The sequence below is a fragment of the Reticulibacter mediterranei genome, from assembly GCF_016587455.1.
Genome location: NZ_BNJK01000001.1, coordinates 4091049 through 4112302, shown reverse-complemented (window position 1 = coordinate 4112302; position 21254 = coordinate 4091049). Strand labels below are relative to the sequence as shown.

21 protein-coding genes and 2 tRNA genes are annotated in these 21254 nt (G+C 50.4%); 10 read left to right on the top strand and 13 right to left on the bottom strand.

The window, feature by feature from the left end; genetic code table 11:
- Positions 1–21: 21 nt before the first annotated feature.
- Positions 22–969: a phosphate ABC transporter substrate-binding protein gene (locus K3T83_RS17720; protein ID WP_220204284.1), complete on the bottom strand. Its 948-nt coding sequence runs from the start codon at positions 967–969 to the stop codon at positions 22–24.
- A gap of 435 nt (positions 970–1404) precedes the next feature.
- Between K3T83_RS17720 and K3T83_RS17715 the strand changes: the two genes are divergently transcribed.
- Positions 1405–2292: a sigma-70 family RNA polymerase sigma factor gene (locus K3T83_RS17715; RefSeq protein WP_220204283.1), complete on the top strand. Its 888-nt coding sequence runs from the start codon at positions 1405–1407 to the stop codon at positions 2290–2292.
- Positions 2293–2308: 16 nt separating this feature from the next.
- On the opposite strand, the gene K3T83_RS17710 is transcribed toward K3T83_RS17715, so the two are convergent.
- Both K3T83_RS17710 and K3T83_RS17705 read right to left on the bottom strand, forming a co-directional pair.
- Positions 2309–2608: a hypothetical protein gene (locus K3T83_RS17710; RefSeq protein ID WP_220204282.1), complete on the bottom strand. Its 300-nt coding sequence runs from the start codon at positions 2606–2608 to the stop codon at positions 2309–2311.
- A 227-nt stretch (positions 2609–2835) separates the two neighbouring features.
- The gene (locus K3T83_RS17705) at positions 2836–3246 is read right to left on the bottom strand and encodes a general stress protein (RefSeq protein WP_220204281.1); all 411 of its coding nucleotides are present in this window, start codon (positions 3244–3246) and stop codon (positions 2836–2838) included.
- A 176-nt stretch (positions 3247–3422) separates the two neighbouring features.
- Between K3T83_RS17705 and K3T83_RS17700 the strand changes: the two genes are divergently transcribed.
- Positions 3423–4172 carry a histidine phosphatase family protein gene (locus K3T83_RS17700; RefSeq protein WP_220204280.1) on the top strand — a complete coding sequence of 250 codons (750 nt, stop codon included), beginning with the start codon at positions 3423–3425 and terminating at the stop codon, positions 4170–4172.
- Here K3T83_RS17700 and K3T83_RS17695 read toward each other — a convergent pair.
- The 3 genes from K3T83_RS17695 to K3T83_RS17685 are packed head-to-tail and all read right to left on the bottom strand — an operon-like array spanning position 4162 to position 8646.
- The gene (locus tag K3T83_RS17695) at positions 4162–5454 is read right to left on the bottom strand and encodes an FIST signal transduction protein (RefSeq protein ID WP_220204279.1); all 1293 of its coding nucleotides are present in this window, start codon (positions 5452–5454) and stop codon (positions 4162–4164) included. The two genes, K3T83_RS17700 and K3T83_RS17695, sit on opposite strands and share 11 nt — an antisense overlap.
- 32 nt (positions 5455–5486) lie before the next feature.
- Positions 5487–6416 carry a tRNA (adenosine(37)-N6)-dimethylallyltransferase MiaA gene (miaA, locus tag K3T83_RS17690; protein WP_220204278.1) on the bottom strand — a complete coding sequence of 310 codons (930 nt, stop codon included), beginning with the start codon at positions 6414–6416 and terminating at the stop codon, positions 5487–5489.
- Between the two features lie 13 nt (positions 6417–6429).
- Complete coding sequence (locus K3T83_RS17685; protein WP_236065123.1) at positions 6430–8646, bottom strand: serine/threonine protein kinase; 2217 nt, start codon at positions 8644–8646, stop codon at positions 6430–6432.
- On the opposite strand from K3T83_RS17685, the gene K3T83_RS17680 reads away from it, so the two are divergent.
- The 6 genes from K3T83_RS17680 to K3T83_RS17655 all read left to right on the top strand — a co-directional run bounded on the left by K3T83_RS17680 (position 8608) and on the right by K3T83_RS17655 (position 12352).
- Positions 8608–8790, top strand: a complete 183-nt coding sequence (locus K3T83_RS17680) for a hypothetical protein (protein WP_220208378.1) — start codon at positions 8608–8610, stop codon at positions 8788–8790. The two genes, K3T83_RS17685 and K3T83_RS17680, sit on opposite strands and share 39 nt — an antisense overlap.
- Positions 8791–9118: 328 nt before the next feature.
- Entirely contained in the window at positions 9119–10432 is a 1314-nt protein-coding gene (locus K3T83_RS17675; RefSeq protein WP_220204276.1) for a hypothetical protein, read from the top strand.
- An 85-nt stretch (positions 10433–10517) separates the two neighbouring features.
- Positions 10518–10597 (top strand) — tRNA-Leu (locus K3T83_RS17670).
- A 71-nt stretch (positions 10598–10668) separates the two neighbouring features.
- Positions 10669–10742, top strand: a tRNA-Val gene (locus K3T83_RS17665).
- Positions 10743–11077: 335 nt separating this feature from the next.
- Positions 11078–11689, top strand: a complete 612-nt coding sequence (locus K3T83_RS17660; RefSeq protein WP_220204275.1) for a class I SAM-dependent methyltransferase — start codon at positions 11078–11080, stop codon at positions 11687–11689.
- Positions 11690–11743: 54 nt separating this feature from the next.
- Entirely contained in the window at positions 11744–12352 is a 609-nt protein-coding gene (locus K3T83_RS17655; RefSeq protein WP_220204274.1) for an AAA family ATPase, read from the top strand.
- A 504-nt stretch (positions 12353–12856) separates the two neighbouring features.
- Here the strand turns inward: K3T83_RS17655 and K3T83_RS17650 are convergent.
- The 5 genes from K3T83_RS17650 to K3T83_RS17630 form a co-directional block, all read right to left on the bottom strand.
- Positions 12857–14413: an MFS transporter gene (locus K3T83_RS17650; protein ID WP_236064926.1), complete on the bottom strand. Its 1557-nt coding sequence runs from the start codon at positions 14411–14413 to the stop codon at positions 12857–12859.
- Positions 14414–14509: 96 nt separating this feature from the next.
- Positions 14510–15274 (bottom strand): MBL fold metallo-hydrolase, encoded by a 765-nt coding sequence (locus tag K3T83_RS17645; protein ID WP_220204273.1) that lies wholly within the window; start codon positions 15272–15274, stop codon positions 14510–14512.
- Between the two features lie 18 nt (positions 15275–15292).
- The gene (locus tag K3T83_RS17640) at positions 15293–16084 is read right to left on the bottom strand and encodes an alpha/beta fold hydrolase (RefSeq protein WP_220204272.1); all 792 of its coding nucleotides are present in this window, start codon (positions 16082–16084) and stop codon (positions 15293–15295) included.
- Between the two features lie 103 nt (positions 16085–16187).
- Positions 16188–16637: a cupin domain-containing protein gene (locus K3T83_RS17635; RefSeq protein ID WP_220204271.1), complete on the bottom strand. Its 450-nt coding sequence runs from the start codon at positions 16635–16637 to the stop codon at positions 16188–16190.
- A gap of 74 nt (positions 16638–16711) precedes the next feature.
- Positions 16712–17359, bottom strand: coding sequence for a TetR/AcrR family transcriptional regulator (locus tag K3T83_RS17630; RefSeq protein ID WP_220204270.1), 648 nt, complete (start codon positions 17357–17359; stop codon positions 16712–16714).
- Positions 17360–17533: 174 nt separating this feature from the next.
- Between K3T83_RS17630 and K3T83_RS17625 the strand changes: the two genes are divergently transcribed.
- A complete protein-coding gene (locus K3T83_RS17625) occupies positions 17534–17749 on the top strand; it encodes a DUF2795 domain-containing protein (protein WP_220204269.1) in 216 nt (71 codons plus the stop codon).
- Positions 17750–18218: 469 nt separating this feature from the next.
- On the opposite strand, the gene K3T83_RS17620 is transcribed toward K3T83_RS17625, so the two are convergent.
- Together K3T83_RS17620 and K3T83_RS17615 are read right to left on the bottom strand one after the other, a co-directional pair.
- Positions 18219–18476: a hypothetical protein gene (locus tag K3T83_RS17620; protein WP_220204268.1), complete on the bottom strand. Its 258-nt coding sequence runs from the start codon at positions 18474–18476 to the stop codon at positions 18219–18221.
- Positions 18477–18739: 263 nt separating this feature from the next.
- Positions 18740–19150 carry a response regulator gene (locus K3T83_RS17615; RefSeq protein WP_220204267.1) on the bottom strand — a complete coding sequence of 137 codons (411 nt, stop codon included), beginning with the start codon at positions 19148–19150 and terminating at the stop codon, positions 18740–18742.
- Positions 19151–19475: 325 nt separating this feature from the next.
- On the opposite strand from K3T83_RS17615, the gene K3T83_RS17610 reads away from it, so the two are divergent.
- Positions 19476–21032, top strand: coding sequence for a carboxypeptidase M32 (locus tag K3T83_RS17610; protein ID WP_220204266.1), 1557 nt, complete (start codon positions 19476–19478; stop codon positions 21030–21032).
- The last annotated feature ends 222 nt before the right edge of the window (positions 21033–21254 follow it).

Sequence of the window (21254 nt, the reverse complement as noted above, 5' to 3'; positions counted from 1 at the left end):
TAGGGACGACCATAAGACATATTACTTGTTATGAGTTGCGCGGATGTCATCGGGAACATTGGGGACGCGTACGAAAGCGAGGCCATCGCCAATCGTGAAGGCATCCTCAGTCAACATGTAATCCAGGAACGCTTTCGTAAGGCCATCAGCCTGACCTTTTGTATACATGTGCTCAATATTCCAGAATTTGTAGTCGTTGGTCTTGACGTTGTCGGCGCTCGCCTCTTTCCCATCAATCGTGGTAGTGATGACTTTGGTGCCGGCCTCTTTCGCGCCACCGAGCGTCACGTAGCCAATAGCACCGCTGGTTTGCTCCACCGTCTGTACGACAGTACCAGTGCTATCAGACGTGAGATTGTTGGCCTGAGCGGGCGACTCGTTTTTGTTGTCAAGCATGAACTTTTTGAAGGTCGCGCGGGTACCGGAGGTCGCAGGACGGCTGACAACGGTGATGGGCTTGTCAGCGCCGCCAACTTGCTTCCAGTTGGTGACTTTACCTTCGTAGATGCCCTGGATATCGGCGGTCTTCAGATCTTTCACCCCGGCATCAGGATTTGCGATCATCACGAAGATTACAATAGCGACCTGGTGATCGACCAGATCGGCCTGATTGCTGGCGGCGGGAACGTCGGAGTTGCCGATCTGAGAGGTACCAGCCTCGGCGTCAGCCAGACCCTTTTTACTACCGCCAGGCAGAACAGTGATTTTCGCGCCAGAGCATTTGCTCTGATACTGCTTGGCAACCTGGTCGACATAGGGTTGGAGGGCGGTTGAGCCGCTGGCTGTGATCGTGCCAGAGACACAATTGAAGCCACCAGACGATGCGCTGCCGGTCGTGGCGGTGGTGCCTGCCGCAGTGGTGGGTGTAGCGGTGGCTGCTGTACCGGAATCGCCACCACAGGCGGAAATAATCATACTGAGCGCAGCAATGGCCACCAGAATAAAGGCGACGCGCCATTGTTTCAACATAGATTCTCCTTCTCAAAAGGCAAATTTAACAGATAGAACAGATAGAACAAGCGTTGGCTCAGTGGAGCGCATATTTCTCTCTTGACGCATCCACTATTATCATTGCATTCATACGGTATCATCGCTAAATTAACTATGCTTTATAGATATGTTAAGGGACGGTAAAACTTTCCTTTCGGATAGGTGAACGAGATTTAACACAATCGCAATACTTACTTCAGGCGGCCAGAGAAGCCAAAAACGCAAATAAGCCCGGCTGTTCTGTTTTTAAAACAGCAGAGCTTATCACCTCTTTGGGACTTGCATATGCTTTAATCTCCGCAACCCTGTCAATTTTTAGTTGTTTCAGGTCGTCATAATACCAATTTCCCTGTCACATCTATCAAATTTCGTCCGTCTCTATTATGAGAAACACAACGACGGAAGGAATAGAAGGTGAGCAGCAAAAATAACGAACATGAATGGTTGGTAGAGCAATTTGAGGCCAATCGCAACCATCTACGGGCGGTGGCCTATCGCATGCTGGGTTCTCTGAACGAGGCAGATGATGCAGTACAGGAATCATGGCTCCATTTCAGCCGCTCCGATACGAGCAGCGTTCAGAATATAGGTGGTTGGCTGACAACGATTGTCGCGAGGATATGCCTCGATATGTTACGCTCGCGCAGTTCACGACAAGAGGAACCGCTGGGAACATACGAGACGGATCAACCCATAAGCGGTGAGGACGAGATCGATCCCGAACATGAAGCGCTGCTGGCTGACTCGGTCGGCCTTGCTCTGCTTGTGGTACTTGATACCTTGAATCCCGCCGAGCGTCTCGCCTTCGTTCTACATGATATATTTGCAGTCCCATTTGAGGAGATCGCACCGATTGTGGGACGCTCCCCCGCAACGGCAAGACAACTCGCGAGCCGTGCGCGTCGCCGTGTACGGGGAACCTCGACGCTGCCCGACGCCGATTTTACTCGCCAGCGAAAAGTTGTTGACGCCTTCCTCGCAGCATCGCGCGGGGGAGACTTCAACGCGCTCCTGACGGTACTTGATCCAGATGTTGTCTTCCGGGCAGATCAGGTCGCCACGGCTGCGGGTTCGTCGAGCGAAATACGTGGTGCGGAGGCTGTAGCTAAGCAGTTCTCAGGGCGCGCGCGCGGAGCGCAACCAGCGCTGGTGAACGGAACAGTAGGAATAGCAGTGGTCCGGCAAGGAGAGCTGTTCCTTGTGCTTAATCTCACGATCACAGACAACAGGATCGTCGAGATCAACGCCATCGCCGACGCTGCACATCTTCGTCAGGCCAATCCGGTAGTATTAGATACCTAACCAGCCGATATAAAAGCTACATCTGCGACCGTTTCCAGTCTTCATAGTCCTGAAACAGGCCATTTTCAATAATGTAAATGCCTGGTAATGTCACAGTGGGGAGGCCACGCCCGGGCCGGATTTTAAGCCGATAGAGCGCAAGATCATTCTCATCTTTGCCTGAATAACCGATGCGCCGTGCCTCACCACAAACATGCTCAGGAGCAGCTGTAGTGGCAACTGGTATCTTATTCCATGAGTGCTTGAATGTCGCCCGCATGATTGCAATTGCCGGTATATAGATATGCGGACGTTCTAACAAAATTTGCTCTCTCATAAGACACTCCGAAAGATAGTAGTGGAGTTTAAAGATCAGCGGCGCCAGACATCTCTAATATAAAGTATACGTACAGTAGAGAAAAAGAGAGACAAAGCTACGCCTGCTGCCCGTTCGTTTCCTCTCCACCTCCTGATTGCCAGATACATTCGTACTCAATAAAAAACGGGATGATTGACAAATAACTTGCCAATCATCCCGTCTTGTGAGAATACGCTTTTGTGTCTTTATGACTGATCGCTTGCACGATAATCCTGCTGACCATAATTTTGAGTAGAGGGTTGGTTGCCCGGTTGTTGCTGGGCGCTTTGTGTAGGTGAGGAGGTGTTTTCTCCGTAATCATACCCTCCATTGTTGTGCAAGATGGTCTTTGCCTCTTGCTCGCGCTGATCAGGCCGCACCGATACCACAATATGTCCTGCATTAAATTCGCGTTCATAGTAGAGCGCGCGATCCTGGGACACCCCAAGCTTTTTAAATTCTTCGGCCAGGCCATCCTTCACATTACTCGATCCTGGCAGCGCAACTCCCACCTGATCTTCATTGAAACCTGCGTTACGCAGCATATCAAAGGCGTTCTTTGCCTGCTCTGGATTTTGAAAAACCCCTGCAACAATAGGAGTCTGATAAGTCGTCACAATCTCCCTCCTTCTATAAATCCTGACGTAGTTATTCTTTTGGTTACTTTTATTGGTACGCATTGGGCAGAAAAAAAGTGACAGCCGACATGATTGTCAGAAAACTGTCAGCAATTGACATAGCACAATCGGTACAATGTAAATACTATATCCAGTATAAAGGAGAAAAAGAGAGTATGCCGACCGTCTGGTTTATCAGACACGGAGAGAGCGAAGCCAATGTAGGATTACCAACCACAAGTCCTGAGAGCGTCAAATTAACGAAAAGAGGATGGAAACAGGCAGAATACATCGCCCGAGCGTTTACTACACAGCCCGATATTATCGTTACCTCTCCATATATACGTACTAAAGAGACTGCACAACCGACGCTAGAGCGTTTCCCGGCAAGCAGACATGAAAAGTGGCAAGTGCAGGAATTTACCTATCTCTCTCCATCTCAATATCAAAATACCACTATAGAAGAACGTCGTCCTCTGGCCCATGCATACTGGCAATGCTTGAACCCATTGCACATTGATGGCGAAGGAGCCGAGTCATTCTCACTGTTTATACAGCGTGTACAGCAAATACTTACAAAAATTTTTACGTATGAAAATGATTTTATTGCCATTTTTAGTCATGAACAGTTTATTCGTGCGGTCCTATGGATCATCGCGCGCCGGGTACTACAGGGCAATACTCAAGACATTGAAAACAATATAAGCCCTGAAGAAATGCAACAATTTCATCAATTTCTTAAAGCATTTTCAATGCCAAACGGATCAATAGCCCAATTTACCTGGCGCGTTGGAGAGACGCCGCGACCCGGTAAAATTATTACCGATCATCTACCTGAATGGAAAGAGAAAAAGTCAGGAGTAGATCTCTGGCTGCAAAATAATACAACGACGCTCGCATCCCTCAAAACATGCATTAGCATTTGACCAACAAAGCCAGAGATGCCGTAAAACCGTGCAAGAAGGAGCGCTTGCCAACCGGACCAATCTCGCCGCTACAAAACAGGCCTGCCAGCGGTAAGGAACCAAACGTTTGCGCAACCGCTCCTGCATCATGATCAGGCCCACCAAACATACCTTCGCCGCGCCCATTGCAGGTGCAGAGAATACCGGCCACAGGCTGCTGATCGCCAATTCTTGCGCCAATCTGGACCAGTAGCTCCTTCAAATCTCGGTCAGCAGTGGTGGCATCGCGAATCTGAAATTGAATAGTCTGTCCAACGCGTGGAAATGCACCAATAGCCAGCGCACCATTATGGCGATCCACACCTATGAGTTGACGAATGAGGAAACTACCGCGCTCAAAATGGTCGCGATACTCATCAGCTGCCAGACCAACAAGCAGATTGTTTTGCACACGGCCCTGGAGTTCAGGAGTCAATTGCGTGATGGTTTCAATCAGCAGTTCATAAGCGGGACGGTTAGAAATGGTGGCAATCATACTGTTATCCTGCACATGAGTAATCGTCCAGGGTTCACCTATCGGCTCACACCCCTGCGAAACCAGAGGGTGCAGTGTATAAGCGCCACCAATAGCCAGACCGACCGCGCCTTCATCAAACACCTCATCGTTGTAAAAGACGTAGGTACGCCGCTCCTCCATATCATTGGAAGCCAATCCACCCAGCAGAGGCAGGTCAGCATAGGCCAGAGACAGCGTGTTGATCAACCCCTCGCAATCGAGACGAAAAGGATCGGCGAAGACCAGCCAGGCGTTCACATCATCTAACGGCAGATCGAGGGCCACGCGCCACTGCTGCGGCGTTCTGTAGTTTTGTATCATCTCTTCGGTAAAATAGACGGGATGCAGCGTTGCACCAGGGAGAGAAAGCGTCATGAGCGATAGAGCCGGTATCCGCTCCAGTTCGGTCCGCGTACCAACCACACCTTCTCCTGAACAGCCGAGTACAATAGATGCATCAGTGGCATGGCGTATCATTTGTAGCATTGCAGGATAGTGCCCTGCATATGCGCCACTGGCAAAAAGCAAGGCAACATCGACAGGAGTTCCCTGTACCTGTGCAAGCGCCCTTGAAACTGCCACATCCCACTGTTCCTCCGCCACGATCGCACTCCTGGCAATTGGTTTCGCATCTCCCATAATCGTGCAAAGCTCCTGGTTGTTCATCTCATTTAAGCAGCCGGGCGAGGACCAGCCATCGCCCCTGCCATGTTCGGCCTTCTCCTGGAGAATTTCGTGGATGCACAATACTGGCATCCCATCGAAAGCAGATAGTAATCTTACTCTTTATGCTCTTCTAATAAAAAATTGCTCACTATTTGTATACCCATCTCTTCCATTTGTGCGCCGCCCTCGATCCATGTGATCCGTGTATCGCGACGAAACCAGGTGAGTTGGCGGCGCGTGAAATCGTGAATTGCGTATTTCAAGCGCTGCACCATCTCTTCCTCGCTGGCAAACTCTCCTCGGAGCCAACGACTGATGAAGCGATATTCCAGGCCAAAGGCGTCCAGTCGCTCATGAGTAATGCCACGTGCTAGCAGATCGCGCACTTCCTGTACCATGCCCTGGCGCATCCGTTCATCAACGCGCGCGTCAATGCGTTGATAAAGCAGCGGACGAGGCCACTGCACGCCTAGCAGCAAGCTGCGATAGAGTGGTTGTGCCTTGCCGCGCAGTTCGGAGAACGGCTTGCCTGTGATGAGACAGACCTCTAATGCGCGGATTACGCGACGCGGATTGTGACGATCAATCGAGGTGGCGCTCTGCGGGTCCAGTTGTTCAAGCTGCTCAAGCAGATCTGGAAGGGGTTGCGCTTCCAGACGTGTACGTAGTTCCGGTTGCGGTGGAACGCTGGGAATCACAAGATTATCAACGACGGCCTGAATGTAGTGTGGCGAGCCGCCAACCAGCAGCGGGACGTGTCCACGCTCAATGATGCCAGCAATGGCTGCAATAGCATCCTGCTGAAATTGCGCAACGGTGTAGGTCTCCTGTGGATCAACGATATCTAACAGGTGATGCGGCACCAACGCCTGCTCTTGAGCAGTCACTTTTGCGGTTCCAATGTCGAGGCCACAATAGACCTGACGGGAATCGGCTGAGATGATCTCTCCGCCAAAACGCTGTGCCAGCACAATACCGAGGCCACTCTTGCCAGAGGCAGTCGGGCCGAGTACAACCACAAGTTTCGGACGATATTCCTCCACAACCAACCCTCTTCTATGAATACTGTATCTTCATCAGGTAGTCTACACGCAACACGAGAGCGATTGCAACTCCGGCTCCAATCACGATGCTGAAGGGCGTAAAGCAGCCCAGAGCTACGCTCGTTGTCAGAAGGAACCCAAAGATGCCACCAACGACAGCCGCTATCGTCACCACAGTCCAGCGCAGATGGGAAAGCAGCCAGCTTGTCCCAAAGATAATGTACTCGCTGATGTAAGAATACGCGCCGACGCAGGCTCCTAGCGAAGCTATCGCCAGCATCAACACTAACTCAGCTGGTGCGAAGTTCGAGTGGGCAACGAGTTGCCAGATGAATTCTGCCAGCGATAACACAGCCAGCGAGCTAAGCATCCCGGTACAGGCATGATTGATCTTATCGCGAAAGCTCCAGGGGCCGTCACGATTGACGAGCAGCGCCCCAAAAGTCGTGGCGGGCACCAGCAACACAAGGATAACAATAAACCAGGGACTCGGCGAGAGCAACGGAGTCTGCGCGAGAGGTGGTAATGCTTTAAGCAGGGTATAACCGAGGCTCCCGACCATCATTGCAGCGATAAAGGCCAGCACATGCTGTATCCACAACTGCCTCTGACTGGAAATCTGGATCGGGTTCCAACCGCCGACCGTATCGGTGGAACGACCATATTTCTCTTCATATTTCTTCGCTCGTGTGCTGATAGAGCTTGCCCGCTGCTGACGAATCAACACCTGAGATTGTCCGTCCGATGAAAAGGTGGCAACCTTGTCCATGACAAGCTCGTCACCTTCATCATATTCCTCGTATTCTTCTTCGTCCAGATCTGCACCAATCGTCTTGCCACCTCTGGGTCGCCAGCCATTTTGCACAGGATAGTTCTGCACATCCACTTCAACCGTCACGATCTGCTCCTTCGCCCCCTCGTTCTCAGGAGCAATGAGAATGCTGCCGGTATAATGAGTCGCAGCACGTAAGGAGGTGCTATTGATCTGAACGTTGATATCAGTCGTCGCATCGTCGAACTGAAGCTGGTCGATCAAAATCCAGGGTTCGGTTGTATGGATCGCGCCCTTGACGCGCCTGCCATGAGAGCCAGAGATGGTTATGGTCAGGGGGCCAGAAACGCCCTGATAGACCTCGCCAAATTGCAACACGGGTGGGTCTACCAGTAGCGAAACAGCAACTTTGTGCGTCGCTGTCTTCATTGGCTGCACACGCCCACCACGAGAGTTTCCAGTGGAAGTGGTTTGACTCTTTGGCCGGCGCAGATAAGCATTTTTGCCAAGAATAGCCTGCAAGAACCGCTCGACCGCGTGCATCGGCTCATCAGACATGGTGCGGATATAGCGTGCGGTGCGGGCAAGCTCCGTTTCGCCAATCTCATACAACCAGGACTCGATCTCGCCGTTTGCGATATAATCGGAGGCCTCGTCGGGATAGCGCGCACACAGGGCGGCCAGCTCTTCGGGAGTGGTTGCCACGTCGCCGTTATCAAAGGAGAAGGTGCCAGGACCGAGTAGTGCCCGACGAAACTCGGCGATGTCGTCGTAGCGGTCATCGGCATCCATCTCAGCCGCCTTCTCCAATGCTCGGGCGACGGCGAGCGAGATGCGTGGATTGTCGGCGCGGACATCTTTCAGACCAAAGCCGGTCTCTGGCAGCTTATCGGTAAGCAACTGGTAAAGCGTCATCGCCAGCGAATAAATATCCGAACGCTCGTCGGTCTGCGCGCTGCCGTATTGTTCGGGAGGCGCAAAGCCGGGAGTACCGAGCAACTGTGTATCAACCGAGCCAGTGGGACGAAAAAGCCGGGCAATGCCAAAATCGATCAGTTTCACCTGTCCGTCGCGGGTGAGCATGGCATTGCCCGGCTTCATATCGCGAAAGATCACGGGTGGATTCTGACTATGGAGATATTCCAGCACGTCGCACAACTGACGCGCCCAACCAAGCACACGCCTTTCGGAGAAAGGACCGCGATTCTGCTCAAGCAAATCTTCCAGCGTGCGCCCATCTATAAATTCCATCACCAGGAAGTGACGTTGATTTTCTGAAAAGAAACCGTAAAAGGTGGGGAGATTGGGATGATTCAGCCCCCAGAGAATTTTTGCCTCATCCTTAAAATTCTGGATAGCCTGCGCCTGCTCCTCTGGGGGAACCATTGAAAGGCTCATTTCCTTAATGGCACAAAGAACATGACGTTTCAGATCCTTCGCCTGATAGACCGCACCCATACCACCCCTGCCAATAGTGCGCAGGATCAGATAACGTTTATGATGAAGCAAGGTACGGCGCTCCAGGTGTCCAGTTTGCGTATTCTGGCCGCTATGCTGACTAATGGCGAACCCCCATCTTCACTCAACTGCTGTATAGGATAAGATATGCGCCTCTCAGTATAGCATACCCCTGTGGGACATACTACCTATTAAAAACGTAACACACTCTTCAGAATCACATGGCATGGTACAATGGTAGAACTATCTATTTGAAATATCTCTTCTGGTGCCAATGCATCAGGTTCTATCTGACAAAATGATTTGGAAACACAGGGTAGTATAACTAATAAGACGTTTAAGATTGCTTGATTACTAAATTTCGCACGTACTCTTTCCCGGTCCCTTTTGCCTTGAAACATTTTGAGTACGTGTTTTGATGAATTGAGATCAAAATCGCCGGTAGTCGTCGTTGGAAGGCAGGTCATTATTTATGATGATACAATCGGTTCAACGCAAACCATCGCGTTCGCATATAGCTCTCTTGCTCAGTACGTTGCTCATTTTGCTGAGCGGTGGCGTAACGCTGGCCTGGCAGATTGCTCAAGGGCAAAGCAGTCGGGCAGATGGTGGAAATATTGTCGGACCGCCAACGCTGCCAGCGGAGACTGTCGATAAAATCTTTGCCAGCGTCGGTAGTCCAATGGCTGGCACCGGAAAAGTGGTGGAGCAGGCGGCTCGTGCCGCCAATATCGATGATGCTTTTGCTCTGGCCGTCTGGTGGGTGGAGACGAACGATGGACAGGCCGGAGTTGGCTTGAATAACCGCAATCCCGGCGCTGTTCAGGGAACCAACGGCTATATTTTCTATCCCTCGTATGCCGCTGCTGCTGCCGATTGGTTCACGGTCCTACGCAGCCGCTACGTCAATCGTGGTCTGACCTCCGTCTATACCATCTGCTATCCCTATGTGGGAACGAGTACTTCGTTGGAATGGGCAAATAAAGTCGTCAACAACATGTTGCGCTATCGTGGAGAGGCACCTCCGCCAACACCGACGCCAACTCTGGGTCATGCTCCTATCGCGCTCCAATTTGAGGCCGCTCACAATCCAGAGGCCGATACCAGCCGTCAAGCCAGAACGGAACAGCAGCCCACAGCAGCCACGCAAACGCAAACGCCTGTGATGACCGGCAATGCTTTGCCACAAAACTCGTTGTTGCTGGTAATTGGTGGACTGATGGTGGCTCTGCTACTGGCGGTGGCAGGGTTAGGGGTCAGGAGACGTACGGCGACGGTTATGGAAGTGGAGAAGGTCACGGAAGCGCTGGAGCCGGGTATCGAACTGCCTCCGCTCTATGTCAACGAATTCTCGCCGATTGCCGAACCCCTCTCATCGCCCGCATTCCCCTGGTGGGAACAATCGCAGCAGGCGCAACCCATCAAGGAACCCATTTCCTCTGCTGATGGCCTCTTTGCAACAACTTCAGCCAGAGGCAATATATTTTCATTCGCTGCCGAGCCGGTTTTAGTCATAGATGGGGTGCCGCAACTCTCATTTGATGAACAGCCAGTTTTCACAGGAAGCGCTGGAGGCCCGCAAAGCATAGGAGGCGTACCGCAGCTTTCATTTGACGAGCCTATCGCGATTCGGCAGCCGCAGTATCGCCCGGGTTTATCGCTGCCGGGCCTTGTGCCTGACAATGGAAGCGCGCAACCACAGCTTGAATCGGTGAGTGCCGGACCAGCACGGACAGGGGGAGGATTGCTGCGACGTTATGCGATGGAGCAAGCAGGCGGAAGATAGAGGAGATTTTAAAACACGGCAAGAAAACCGTTGACAAATTTCACGCAAAGATGTATTATGTCTTCCGTGATAACCCACAAAAATTGCCCTCGTGGCGGAATGGTATACGCAGCAGGTTGAGGGCCTGTGCCGAGAGGCGTGGTGGTTCGAGTCCACTCGAGGGCATTGTCAAAGATAAGGGCGTCCAGAAAGTGAAGAAAATGGATGCCCATTTTCTTGAGACGAGACACAAATCAGGGCGACTAGCTCAGTTGGTTAGAGCGGCTGCTTTACACGCAGTAGGTCAGGGGTTCGAGTCCCTTGTCGCCCATCATAAAACCAGTTTAGAAGCCCATTTATAGCAAAGAGAAAGAGTGCTATAGATGGGCTTTTTCGTGCATCTTTGTAAGTCGAAGCCTACTGCCTTTATCGCTAGCAGAGAAAGCAAAAATGGTCGTAAGAGGTTACTTTTCATGCATGGGTACTCCTTTGTGCTATAGTTTTTTCTCGCTGTAAACTCAGCTGTGAAGATCTCTGTCACTCACGGGATGCGCAACAAGATGACAAGAAGAGTTGCACTCCAGATAGCTTGCCTCACAGAGGGCAAGCATTGCACGGGTTTCTCTCGTATGTTCCACTCAGCACTGCAATGGAAGGAGACAAGGGATGGTTCGTTACCAAGCAGAAGAGGCATATGATCTCATTGCCCAGGAGTATGCCGTGCGCCATCAAGCGATGCCAGAACGTCTCGTCGAACTGGGAGAGAGGTTTCTGGGATATCTCGCGAAAGGCGCGCATATTCTCGATGTCGGCTGTGGTTCTGGTCGCGATATGGCTTGGATGGAGGCTCAGGGCTTTCGCACCACAGGGATCGATCTTTCGTCTGGGATGTTGGCTCAAGCGCGTCAGCGGGTACGCGGCCAGCTCAGGCACATGGATATGTGCCACCTCACGTTTCCTGACGCTTCCTTTGAAGGGATCTGGTGTAGCTCTTCTTTGCTGCATGTCCCACACGCCCTGGCTCCCGTTGCTTTGGGTCAGATGCACCGTGTCCTGGTCCCCGCTGGCATGCTTTTTCTGAGTCTGCTGGAAGGTGAGAACGAAATGTGGGAGTCAGAGATAAGCGAGTTTGCCCATGTCCAGCGGCTTTTTGTCCACTACCGGCAAACCGTCATCACGACTTCCCTCTCGCATGCTGGATTTGTGCCAGTTGAGCAGTATCGGGACACCGCTGGCAACCATGTCTGGCTGAATGTTCTGGCGCAGGCAGTTGGGTGAGGTGGAAACGTAATGACGCCTTCCTTTGCTTGACCGTGATAGGGAGATTAATTTATGATTATATGGATAAATGGAGCCTTTGGAGCAGGCAAGACACAAACAGCATTTGAACTGCATAGAAGAATTGAAAATTCGTTCGTTTATGACCCAGAAAACCTGGGACTTTTTATTTCAAAGAATATCCCATCAAGTATTAAAGATAAAGGAGACTTTCAAGATTATGAGGTGTGGAGAGAGCTTAACTTTTCACTCATAAAGTATATAGAGGAAAAGTACAAGGGAGTCTTAATCATTCCAATGACTATAGTTAACCCAAAATATTTTAATGAAATAATTGGTTCTTTACAAAATCATGGAGTGATTGTAAAACACTATGCATTGATGGCTTCAAAAGCAACCTTACTGAAAAGACTAAAAAGCAGAGGGGATGGAGCTGATTCCTGGGGAGCACAACAGATAGATAGATGTTTGGAAGGACTGTCAAATGAAGTTTTTCAATCACACCTGAATACAGAAAGTATGTCAATTGATGATGTTGTCGAGAAAATTGCTTTTCTGTCCGACATCAAACTTCTGCCTGATGATATGAGTAGATTTGATAAAAAACTTTATCGCATTAAAACTCAACTTAAACATGTAAGGCTCTTTGCCTGGAGACTTTAAGTAGCTTACTATAATGCTGTAGAAAAAATGAGCATTTTATTAGATGAGCATTTTTAATGAAGGAAGTAATAGAGAAGCACCATACCAGCAACGAGAAGGAGAAGCGTTATAAACTGTGGAAGAACGGATGCGAACCTGGAAAGTTGCTTCCCCTGAAAAGCTCCAGAAGTATCTCTCAGATACAGAGAGGCATCTCTTTCCCGTTCTTTTTCTTTTATTTTGAATTCTGCTTCCATCGCCGCCTTTCGCGGGTCCACTGGCGGAACATGCATCGTCTTTTTCCTTTTCTCTCGACAAAGAGTATAATATCGAGATGATATATCCCAGTTCTGCTTTATCTGTGCAAGCTCCACAGATTTTCTAGTAAAAATATACGCAGATCGTCATGCTTTATCGCATACTGATTTTTGGCATATACATCTATCCAGGATTGAAGCCGGTTCATGAGGTTTTGCCCGCTTCAATCCTCTAGTATTTTGTCATTTATTTCTGTTAGGGGATGATCTACTTTACTCCTGACTTTCGGCGTTCTTCCTTCCCTCGTACCAGAGAGGCACCAATACCGATAGCTGCCAGGGCCGCACAGGCAAGAAATGCTGCCTGGAAAGCTGTATCGAAGATCTGTTGATTTCCGATATATTGGACGTTGCTGGCATGTGTCGTAAGAGCGTTCCCAGCTGTGGCACCACCCAGACCGACAAAGATTGCACCCGCCAGGGCTACACTCAAGCTCTGACCCATCACACGAGCCGTCGCCATAAAACCAGAGGCACTGCCCTGCATATCGGGTGGCGCGGAGCCTAACAGCGCGCTATTGTTTGGTGCCTGAAACAACCCCTGACCAACGCTCGTCAAAACCATCCGCCAGACCATATCGAAGAGGGAACTGTTTTCATTAAGCTGGCTCATCAGTACCAGGCCGATGCAGGCGATAGTCAGGCCACCAGCCGTCAGCCAGCGCGAACCAATTCGGTCCGCCAGGGAACCGCTCAAAGGGGCCGTGAGAGCCAACGTAATAGGTATCGGAGTGAGGAGAATACCGGACAGGATCGTTGAAAAACTGCGCAGTTGCTCAAAATAGAACGGCATCAAGAAGGTAGCAACGGAGAGCGCCAGAAAGCTGAGCAGCAGGCTTATAATAGACGAGTTGAAGACGCGATTGCGTAAAAGAGACAGCACAATGACCGGGTTACGGACGCGCCGCTCCACAAATGGCAGGACGATCAGAGCAAGAATACTCGCGAGGAGGAAGGCCAGAATCAGGGGCGAAGTCCACCCCAGTTCTTGTCCAAAGGAAAGTCCAGAGGTCAGCCCGGCCATGCAGACGGCAATCAGTAGAGCGCCCAGCGGATCGAAGCGACCAGAATTAAGGCGGATGCGCTCTTTGAGGATGAGCAGAGTTGCGATGAGACCAATGAGACCAATGGGAACATTGACATAGAAGATCCAGCGCCACGAAAGAGACGCCGTGATGATGCCACCCAGAACAGGACCAATGCTAACGCCGAGTGCAACTGTAATCGTGTTGATGCCGAGTGCACGGCCACGTTCATGAGCAGGAAAGGCGCTGGTGAGCATGGCCGGGCCTATCGACATTAATAATGCACCTCCTACGCCCTGAACCGTGCGGGCAGCGATGAGCAAGCCCAACGAAGGAGCAAACCCACAGAAGGCCGAACCCACCGTGAAGAGAACCATACCCGCCGTCCAGACGACCTTGCGCCCAATCATATCAGCCAGGCGCCCAGCAGTTAAGAGTACTGCTGCGGTTGCGACCAGGTAAGCGATGACAACCCATTCAACAGCTCCGCTCAAGGGAACGCCAAAATTCCGTGCGATAATCGGGAGGCTGATATTGACAATAGATGAGTCAAGGGTCGCCATAAAGATGCCTATGGCGACGAGAGAAAACATAGTCCATTTCCCGGTAGCCTCTCTCCCTGATTTCCTCATGTTCTCACTAACCTGAGAAGGCGAGATAGCGGCGTCCTGCTGCTCGCTCTCTCCAGGTACTCCATGCAGCACCGTAGTCTTTTGTGTTAGTGCCTTTCGTGATTGCATCTGTGTCCGGGCCTTTCTTTCCAGGCTGAACATATGCGAGGCCGTCACAAGATGCCAGGAGACTTTTCCGCGCTTTATGACGACCTCACGGGTTTTCTATTTTTTCACAACCAGAGGTTCGCCAGGGGCAAGGATACACGAAGATGCTTCAGGAGCGCGCTCGGCAACGAAATGCTGAAACGCCTGTAGTAATTCTTTGGGAGTACCGGCGTACTTCAACGTTTGCTCATCTGAGACCGGCCCACCCGTAAAGGTATAGTGCATAGGAACGACATAATGGGGATGAATGATGCCGCACAGCTGCGCCGCATCTTCCGGGTTCATCACCACCTGCTGATTACCCAGCGAACGAATCTGCAAGCCATTGATCGCCAGAAGCGCGACATCAATCTGTGGGAAGTGCTGCGGAATCTCCCTCAACTCGGGGATCAGCAACGTATCGCCGCCAAAGTAGACAGTAAAATTGCCAGCTTGCAGCATATATGTAATCTCAGGGACGCCGTGCTTGCCAGGGATAGCAGTAATGGCAATAGGACCAAAGGTGGTCTTTTCCCACGCCTCCATCTCAATAACATTTGTAAAACCCACCTCACGAGCTGGTTGAGCCGTGCCACGAATCACCGCCATCGGCACCTGCTTATCGGGATAGGCTTGAAAGGCTTCCATATCATAGTGATCGTAGTGCTCATGACTAACGACGACTCCAGCGAGGCGCGGCAAATCCTCTAAGAGAATCCCGTACGGCTCCCCATGATAATAACCTTCCTTCTCCGAAAACCAGGGATCAGTTAACACACTATGCCCATCGAAATCTATCAAAACACTTGAATGGGCAATACGGATAATCGTCAGTGTTTTCATAGTCATTCCCTTTCCGATTTATTTATGCAGAGCGACAGTATTGGCAAAATACAATACAAGGTTGAGTACATGCTCAGGCTGTTCGAGCTGTGGAAGATGACCAGCTTCTGGGATCAGTTCATAGTGAGCATTGCCCAACGCCTGAGCATAGGCACGGCCATACTCAGAATCAACAACACGGTCGCTCTCTCCCCATACAACGAGGGCTGGAATGGTCACGCGTCTGAGCCGCCGCCGCAACTTTGGATCGGCCATATGCAGTCCTTGATCGTACAGGTAGAGCGTCTTGATGTTGCCAGCACTGAGAGCAGCCTGTTCAGGAGTTACAGTCGCAGGATCGATGCGGAAAGCCGCCGGATTGTGGAAGCTCAGGGCCAGCAGTTCATTAGGCGTTATCGAGGACACATCAACAACGGGATGCCCATCCACTTGAATGCCAACGGCATCGATCAATACAATACCGCTCAGGCGCGAGGTATCATGTACAGCCATTTCAGAAGCGATCCAGCCGCCCACAGAGGAGCCGATAACCAGAACATCTTGCAGATCGAGCTTTTCCAATAGCTCCAGATAGGTGAGAGCAAGATCATCAATGCGATCAAACCAATCAGGACGCGGCTCACCTTCAAATCCAGGATGGGTCGGCACAAACACATGCGCGTGGTTGGAGAGTGCAGAGGCCAGGCCCATAACGCTTTGCGCGCTAGCGCCACCATGCAAAACGAGGATGGGGCGACCACTTCCCGACTCGTCAATGCGCACAACCAGACCATCGGCAAAAGACTCTCTTCGTGTATTAAAAGTATTCATAAAATGTACCCCTTCTGTTTTGTTCTGCGACTTCGCCAGTTTCTAGCGAGGTTGCAATGGCATTTGATACATTGCTCAAGCAAGCAAATTCACGTAAAAAATGTTAAGAAGCAACAACTTCTGTATCGTAGCGGGCCATCAAGTTCTTCAATTGCTGTGGGCTAGGAGGAACGCTTTGTTGGAAAAGCAGACTCATTTCTTCAAAGTAGTGAATATAGCGCGGGGGCGTAAATGTGTTCAGAAAACGAGCTGGCTTGTCCGTTGGATTGCTGAAGGTATGGAGAGCACCAATCGGCACCATCACGAACGTTCCCACGCCGGCTCGCATGGTCTGCGTCCCTACCAGAAACTCCAAATCGCCTTCGAGGACGTAAAAGACCTCTTCGTGAGCATGATGAATATGCGGAGGAGGCGTCGGCGCATGAGGTGGTATTTCAAACTCAGCAACGCCCAGCGTGCCGCGCGTATGGGTTCCGTCCTCCTGAACCCACATCCGAATAGCGCCAAGAGAGATCATACGTCCCTCTCCTGATTTCAGTATGATGGCATCCATGATTCTATCCTTTCCTTTATAAGTTGCTCAAGCAAGCAATTTCAGAAACAAATAAAAAGCCATTCCAATGCATCTCAAGAGGTGCGCTCCTCGCCGATGCTTCCAAGCAAACTATGTAACATCTGCGCAAGCAATTGATAGGCTGCTTCTAGATCAAAATCGGGTTCCATAATCTTTTGCAACGCCAGCCCATCAAAGAGAGAGAGCAGAAGGGCTGCCAGTATGGTTGGATCGAAGGAGGGATGTCCGATATATTCTGCCTTCTCCATATTCTCCAACATCATTGCGAAAACTGAGCCAATCTCGTTGCGCCGCTCAGCCAGCCGCTCACGTACTTTTGGTTGAATGAGCGGATTGTGCAAGCCCAGAGAGAACGACTCGTAGCGCAAACGATACACGTCTGGCTCCAGATCAACACGCTCATAAAGTTGTTGCAAGTACGCATCAAGAGATTGATCGGCTGGTAGATGCTCAACCAGACCTTCCATTCTCCGATGGAAACGCTGACCTGCCGCCTGAAGCACTTCCACGAGCAGTTCATCTTTTCCGCCAAAGTAATAATGTACCAGCCCGGGAGCCGCTTGAGCTTCGCGTGAGATCTCTCGAAGGGTTGACGCATCATATCCCTTCTCCGCCAGCACCTTTGATGCGGCAGCAATAATGCGCTCTTTTGTCTTTTGATGCTCCTCTGATTTTGCAGGAGCAGAATCTTGTTTGCTCATGCAAGCAATATACCATATCAAATTAGAAACTGCAAGGGGTTATGGTTCTTGCCCTATAGTTGCGGTATCAAGCAACCGATGATAGGTAGTAGAAGGATTGTTTGCCAGGGATGGTATCTGTTAGTAACAGTTCGGACGTATGTAATACGTCGAGAAAGAAAATGGAGATATTTGATGAGTACAGCTTCAGACGTTCTCAACCAGATTCTCAGTACCGTTTCTTATCCAACTCCCAAAGCAAAATTGATCGAGGCAGCCAGGAAGCAGCGCGCAGACAATAGCATTCTGTCTGCGCTTCGCCAGATCCCTGATAAAAACTACACGTCTTCAGAGGATGTACAGAAAGTCCTGAGCAAGAATCTCGATATCGCTGATTCGCTGAAGCAGTAATTTCTGCTATTTTTTGTGCAGGGGAAGCAGAAACATGATTCTTTTCCCTGCACAAAAGAAATGACGGGTGCCAACTAAGGCATCCGTCATATGTTCGTCCAATGGCCCACTCCTTTCAGGATACATGCTTATGTATTCAAGTGAGCTTCCCCACCTTCCATCTTTAGCAAGAAAGACGATAGCGCAATCATTAAGCTCAGGTCGTTGAGCGAACGTTACTCTGCAAATGCTTGCATAGAGTCTTTTGTACAACTGCTATCCGCCTCTCTTCCACTATTCCCCTCGGTGAGAAATCTGTCTTTCTAGTTATTAGAAAAACCCTCCTTTCTCTCTAAGAGGTTTTCCTCTTACACCATTAGTATAGGATCTCGCCATCACTCGACGATCTCATTTCACACCATTTTTCTCACATCCCCATCACAGCAAGTAATATATCGTTTCGATGTGGACAACTATGTGGACAAGAGTTCTAATTTGTGGATAACTTTTTATTAGATCGTTGAATTTTCCCCTCCAGTTCGCGATTCGTCTGCTCTGCCGTCTCTCCCAATGGTAGCTGAGCAGCATTGTCCGGTTTCAGTTGATGAGCCTGTTCCGTCTTTTGGTCTGGTTTCCCCTGGTTTGTATACTGACCCTTGCCATATAACCCTTCATTGCCAGAACTGCCATACTGAGCCTGCTCTTTTTCTTTGTCAAATTCATCGCGTTTTTTCTTGTTCTCTGCCATACTATTATCCTCTAGTTTCTAATTACTACTCTCCATCATTTCGTAGTCGAGCGATTTATCGCGGGGGACCGCTCCACAAGCTCCACCCCCGCGATAAATCGCTCGACTACGAAATGATGGAGGCTACCACTGTAAATTGTTAAAATTCATAACATCGTAGAGGCTGAATTTCTATTGTAGTAACACGAACGAAGCTGAGAAAAGGAGACAGAAGAGTATTCGCGAGGAGCGATAAAGTGAGCGATCTCAGAGGTGAGAGCAGGCTAGATAGCTGCTCTCGTCAGGGCTTGCTCAACGGCACGAAGCAGATCGTTAGTGCCGCAGGGCTTGTGCAGGCCCGGAATCTTGCGTTGCCGGATCTCCCTCATTGGCAAGCTAGCACTTACCATAAGAGCGGGAACATGCTCCCAATCGGCAGTGTTATGAACAAGATCATAGATCTCGATCCCGTTCATACCAGGTAGATCATAGTCTAGAATAAGTAGATTGGGATTATACTGGCACATGGCTTGCATAATATCCAGGCCATCCGTCAGACGTATAACAGAATGAGATGTATATTCAGCAATAATGCGGGCAAAGATCTTGCTAAAGACAGGGTGATCCTCGATAAGTAGAATAGTTTTTCGTGCAGAATGTCCCGCCGTCACAGCCGAGACGCGTTCTTTGTACATTCTATATCCCCTTACCATGTATAATGTCTATTGTTGACTTTCTCGCTGTCGCATAGCATACGCCTACCATAAATATTTGTCGATCAGGTTGGGACCAATGGCACAGAAGCGCACTTTCGGGTGAACGGAAACAATGGCTACATTCCGGTCTCTTTTTAATCTCTCCGCTGCTGAAATATAACTTTTGACGTATAATAAGGCTAGCTGGCAAAAATGAAGGTGCGAGGACGCCAGAGCCATCTTTGAGAAGTCGTACACGATGCATTGAACATGTAAGATGTAATCGGCGAACAGATCGCACCTGCCAAGTGGTAAAGAAAGTGAGTTGACATTGACAACAAATACAATGGGGACAATTGACTTTACAAGCAGTGATGAACGTATCGGCGAATTGTTGCAGCGCCAGCATGAGATAGCGGATCTGAGCGCGCTGGGTGCTCTTGCCGAATGGGATCAGCATACAGCAATGCCCGGAGAGGCTGGCGAGGCCCGTATGCACCAGATGGCGACGTTGCAGGGAGCCTTGCACGAACGCGCGACCGATCCTCGCCTGGGAGAGGTCTTGCATGCATTGAACGAGGTCGTCGAGCAACCTCGCTTCACAGAGGCAGATCGTGGACTGGTACGTCAGTCATTGCGATCCTACGAACAAGCAACCAAACTTCCTCGTACGCTGGTTGAAGAAATGGAGCGAGTGAAGGTTGCCAGCACAGAAGCGTGGATCACAGCTCGTCAACGGAGCGATTTTGCCAGTTTCGCTCCCTGGCTTCAGCGCACCGTCACCCTGCAACGCGAGGTTGCTGATCGCTTCGGATACAAAGAGTCGCGCTACGACGCTCTGCTGGACATTTACGAGCAAGGGCTGACTACAAGCAAGCTGGTACAGCTTTTTGAGCCAGTGCGCACAACGAGCAAGACACTGTTACAGCGCATTCAGGAGAGCGGCCATACCGTCGATACCTCAAGCCTGTACGGAAACTTCTCAGCAAAGCAGCAGGAGCAGCTCTGCCAGAAAATCCTGAAGAGCATCGGCTATGATTTCTCGCGCGGCCAGATGCTGATTTCGGCACACCCCTTTACAACCAGCTTTGGTTCCCCAATAGATGTTCGTCTGACGGTTCGCTATAACGAACGCTATTTGCCAATGTCGCTCATGGCAGCCCTGCATGAAGGCGGTCATGGCTTGTATGAGCAAGGTGTGGCGCGTTCTCTGTTGCGCACATCTCTGGCTGGTGGCGCCTCGCTGGGCGTACACGAATCCGAATCGCGACTATGGGAAAACGCGCTGGGTCGCTCGGAATCGTTCTGGCAGGGCAAATATCACATCGTGCAGGAGGTCTTCCCCGAACAATTCGGCAATGTGGATGTCGCTACCTTTGCGCGTGCCCTCAATAGCGTCCAGCCCAGCCTGATCCGTGTCGAAGCCGACGAGGTGACGTATAACCTGCATATTCTTATCCGCTTCGAGCTGGAGAAAGCGCTGATCAACGGCGATATCACTGTGGAGAGCCTACCTGAGCAGTGGAACGCGAAGTATCGGGAGTATCTCGGCATCGAGCCTGACAAAGATGCTAATGGCGTCCTGCAAGATGTTCATTGGACCTCTGGCTTTGGCTACTTCCCAACCTATACACTTGGCAATCTCTATGCCGCCCAGATCTTCGCAACGCTGCGCCAGACCTTCCCTGATCTGGACGAGCGGCTGGCAACCGGAGATACAACGTTTGTGCTTGACTGGTTACGGGAACATCTCTATGCGACAGGTGCCATTTATCAGCCTGAAGAGGTGATCCGACGCGCCACAGGCGAAAAGCCTGATCCCCAATACTTCGTACGCTATCTCACCGAAAAATTTGAGAGAGTCTACGATCTGAACTCCTGAACGATGGAGAGGCGGCAGCAATTGCCGCCTCCCTACATTTCCCCTACATTTTCCAAGCTATCCAGAGATAAAATCTTCACCATTTTGTCGGCAGTGCAGCACAAGCTATTTTAGCAATGATTCCTATTGTCGTTCTGCAAAAAAATTGATGTACCATTCAGACGTATTAAATACGTACAGTACTATTGGATAAGGAATATTTCTAGAGATATTCCTCATTTT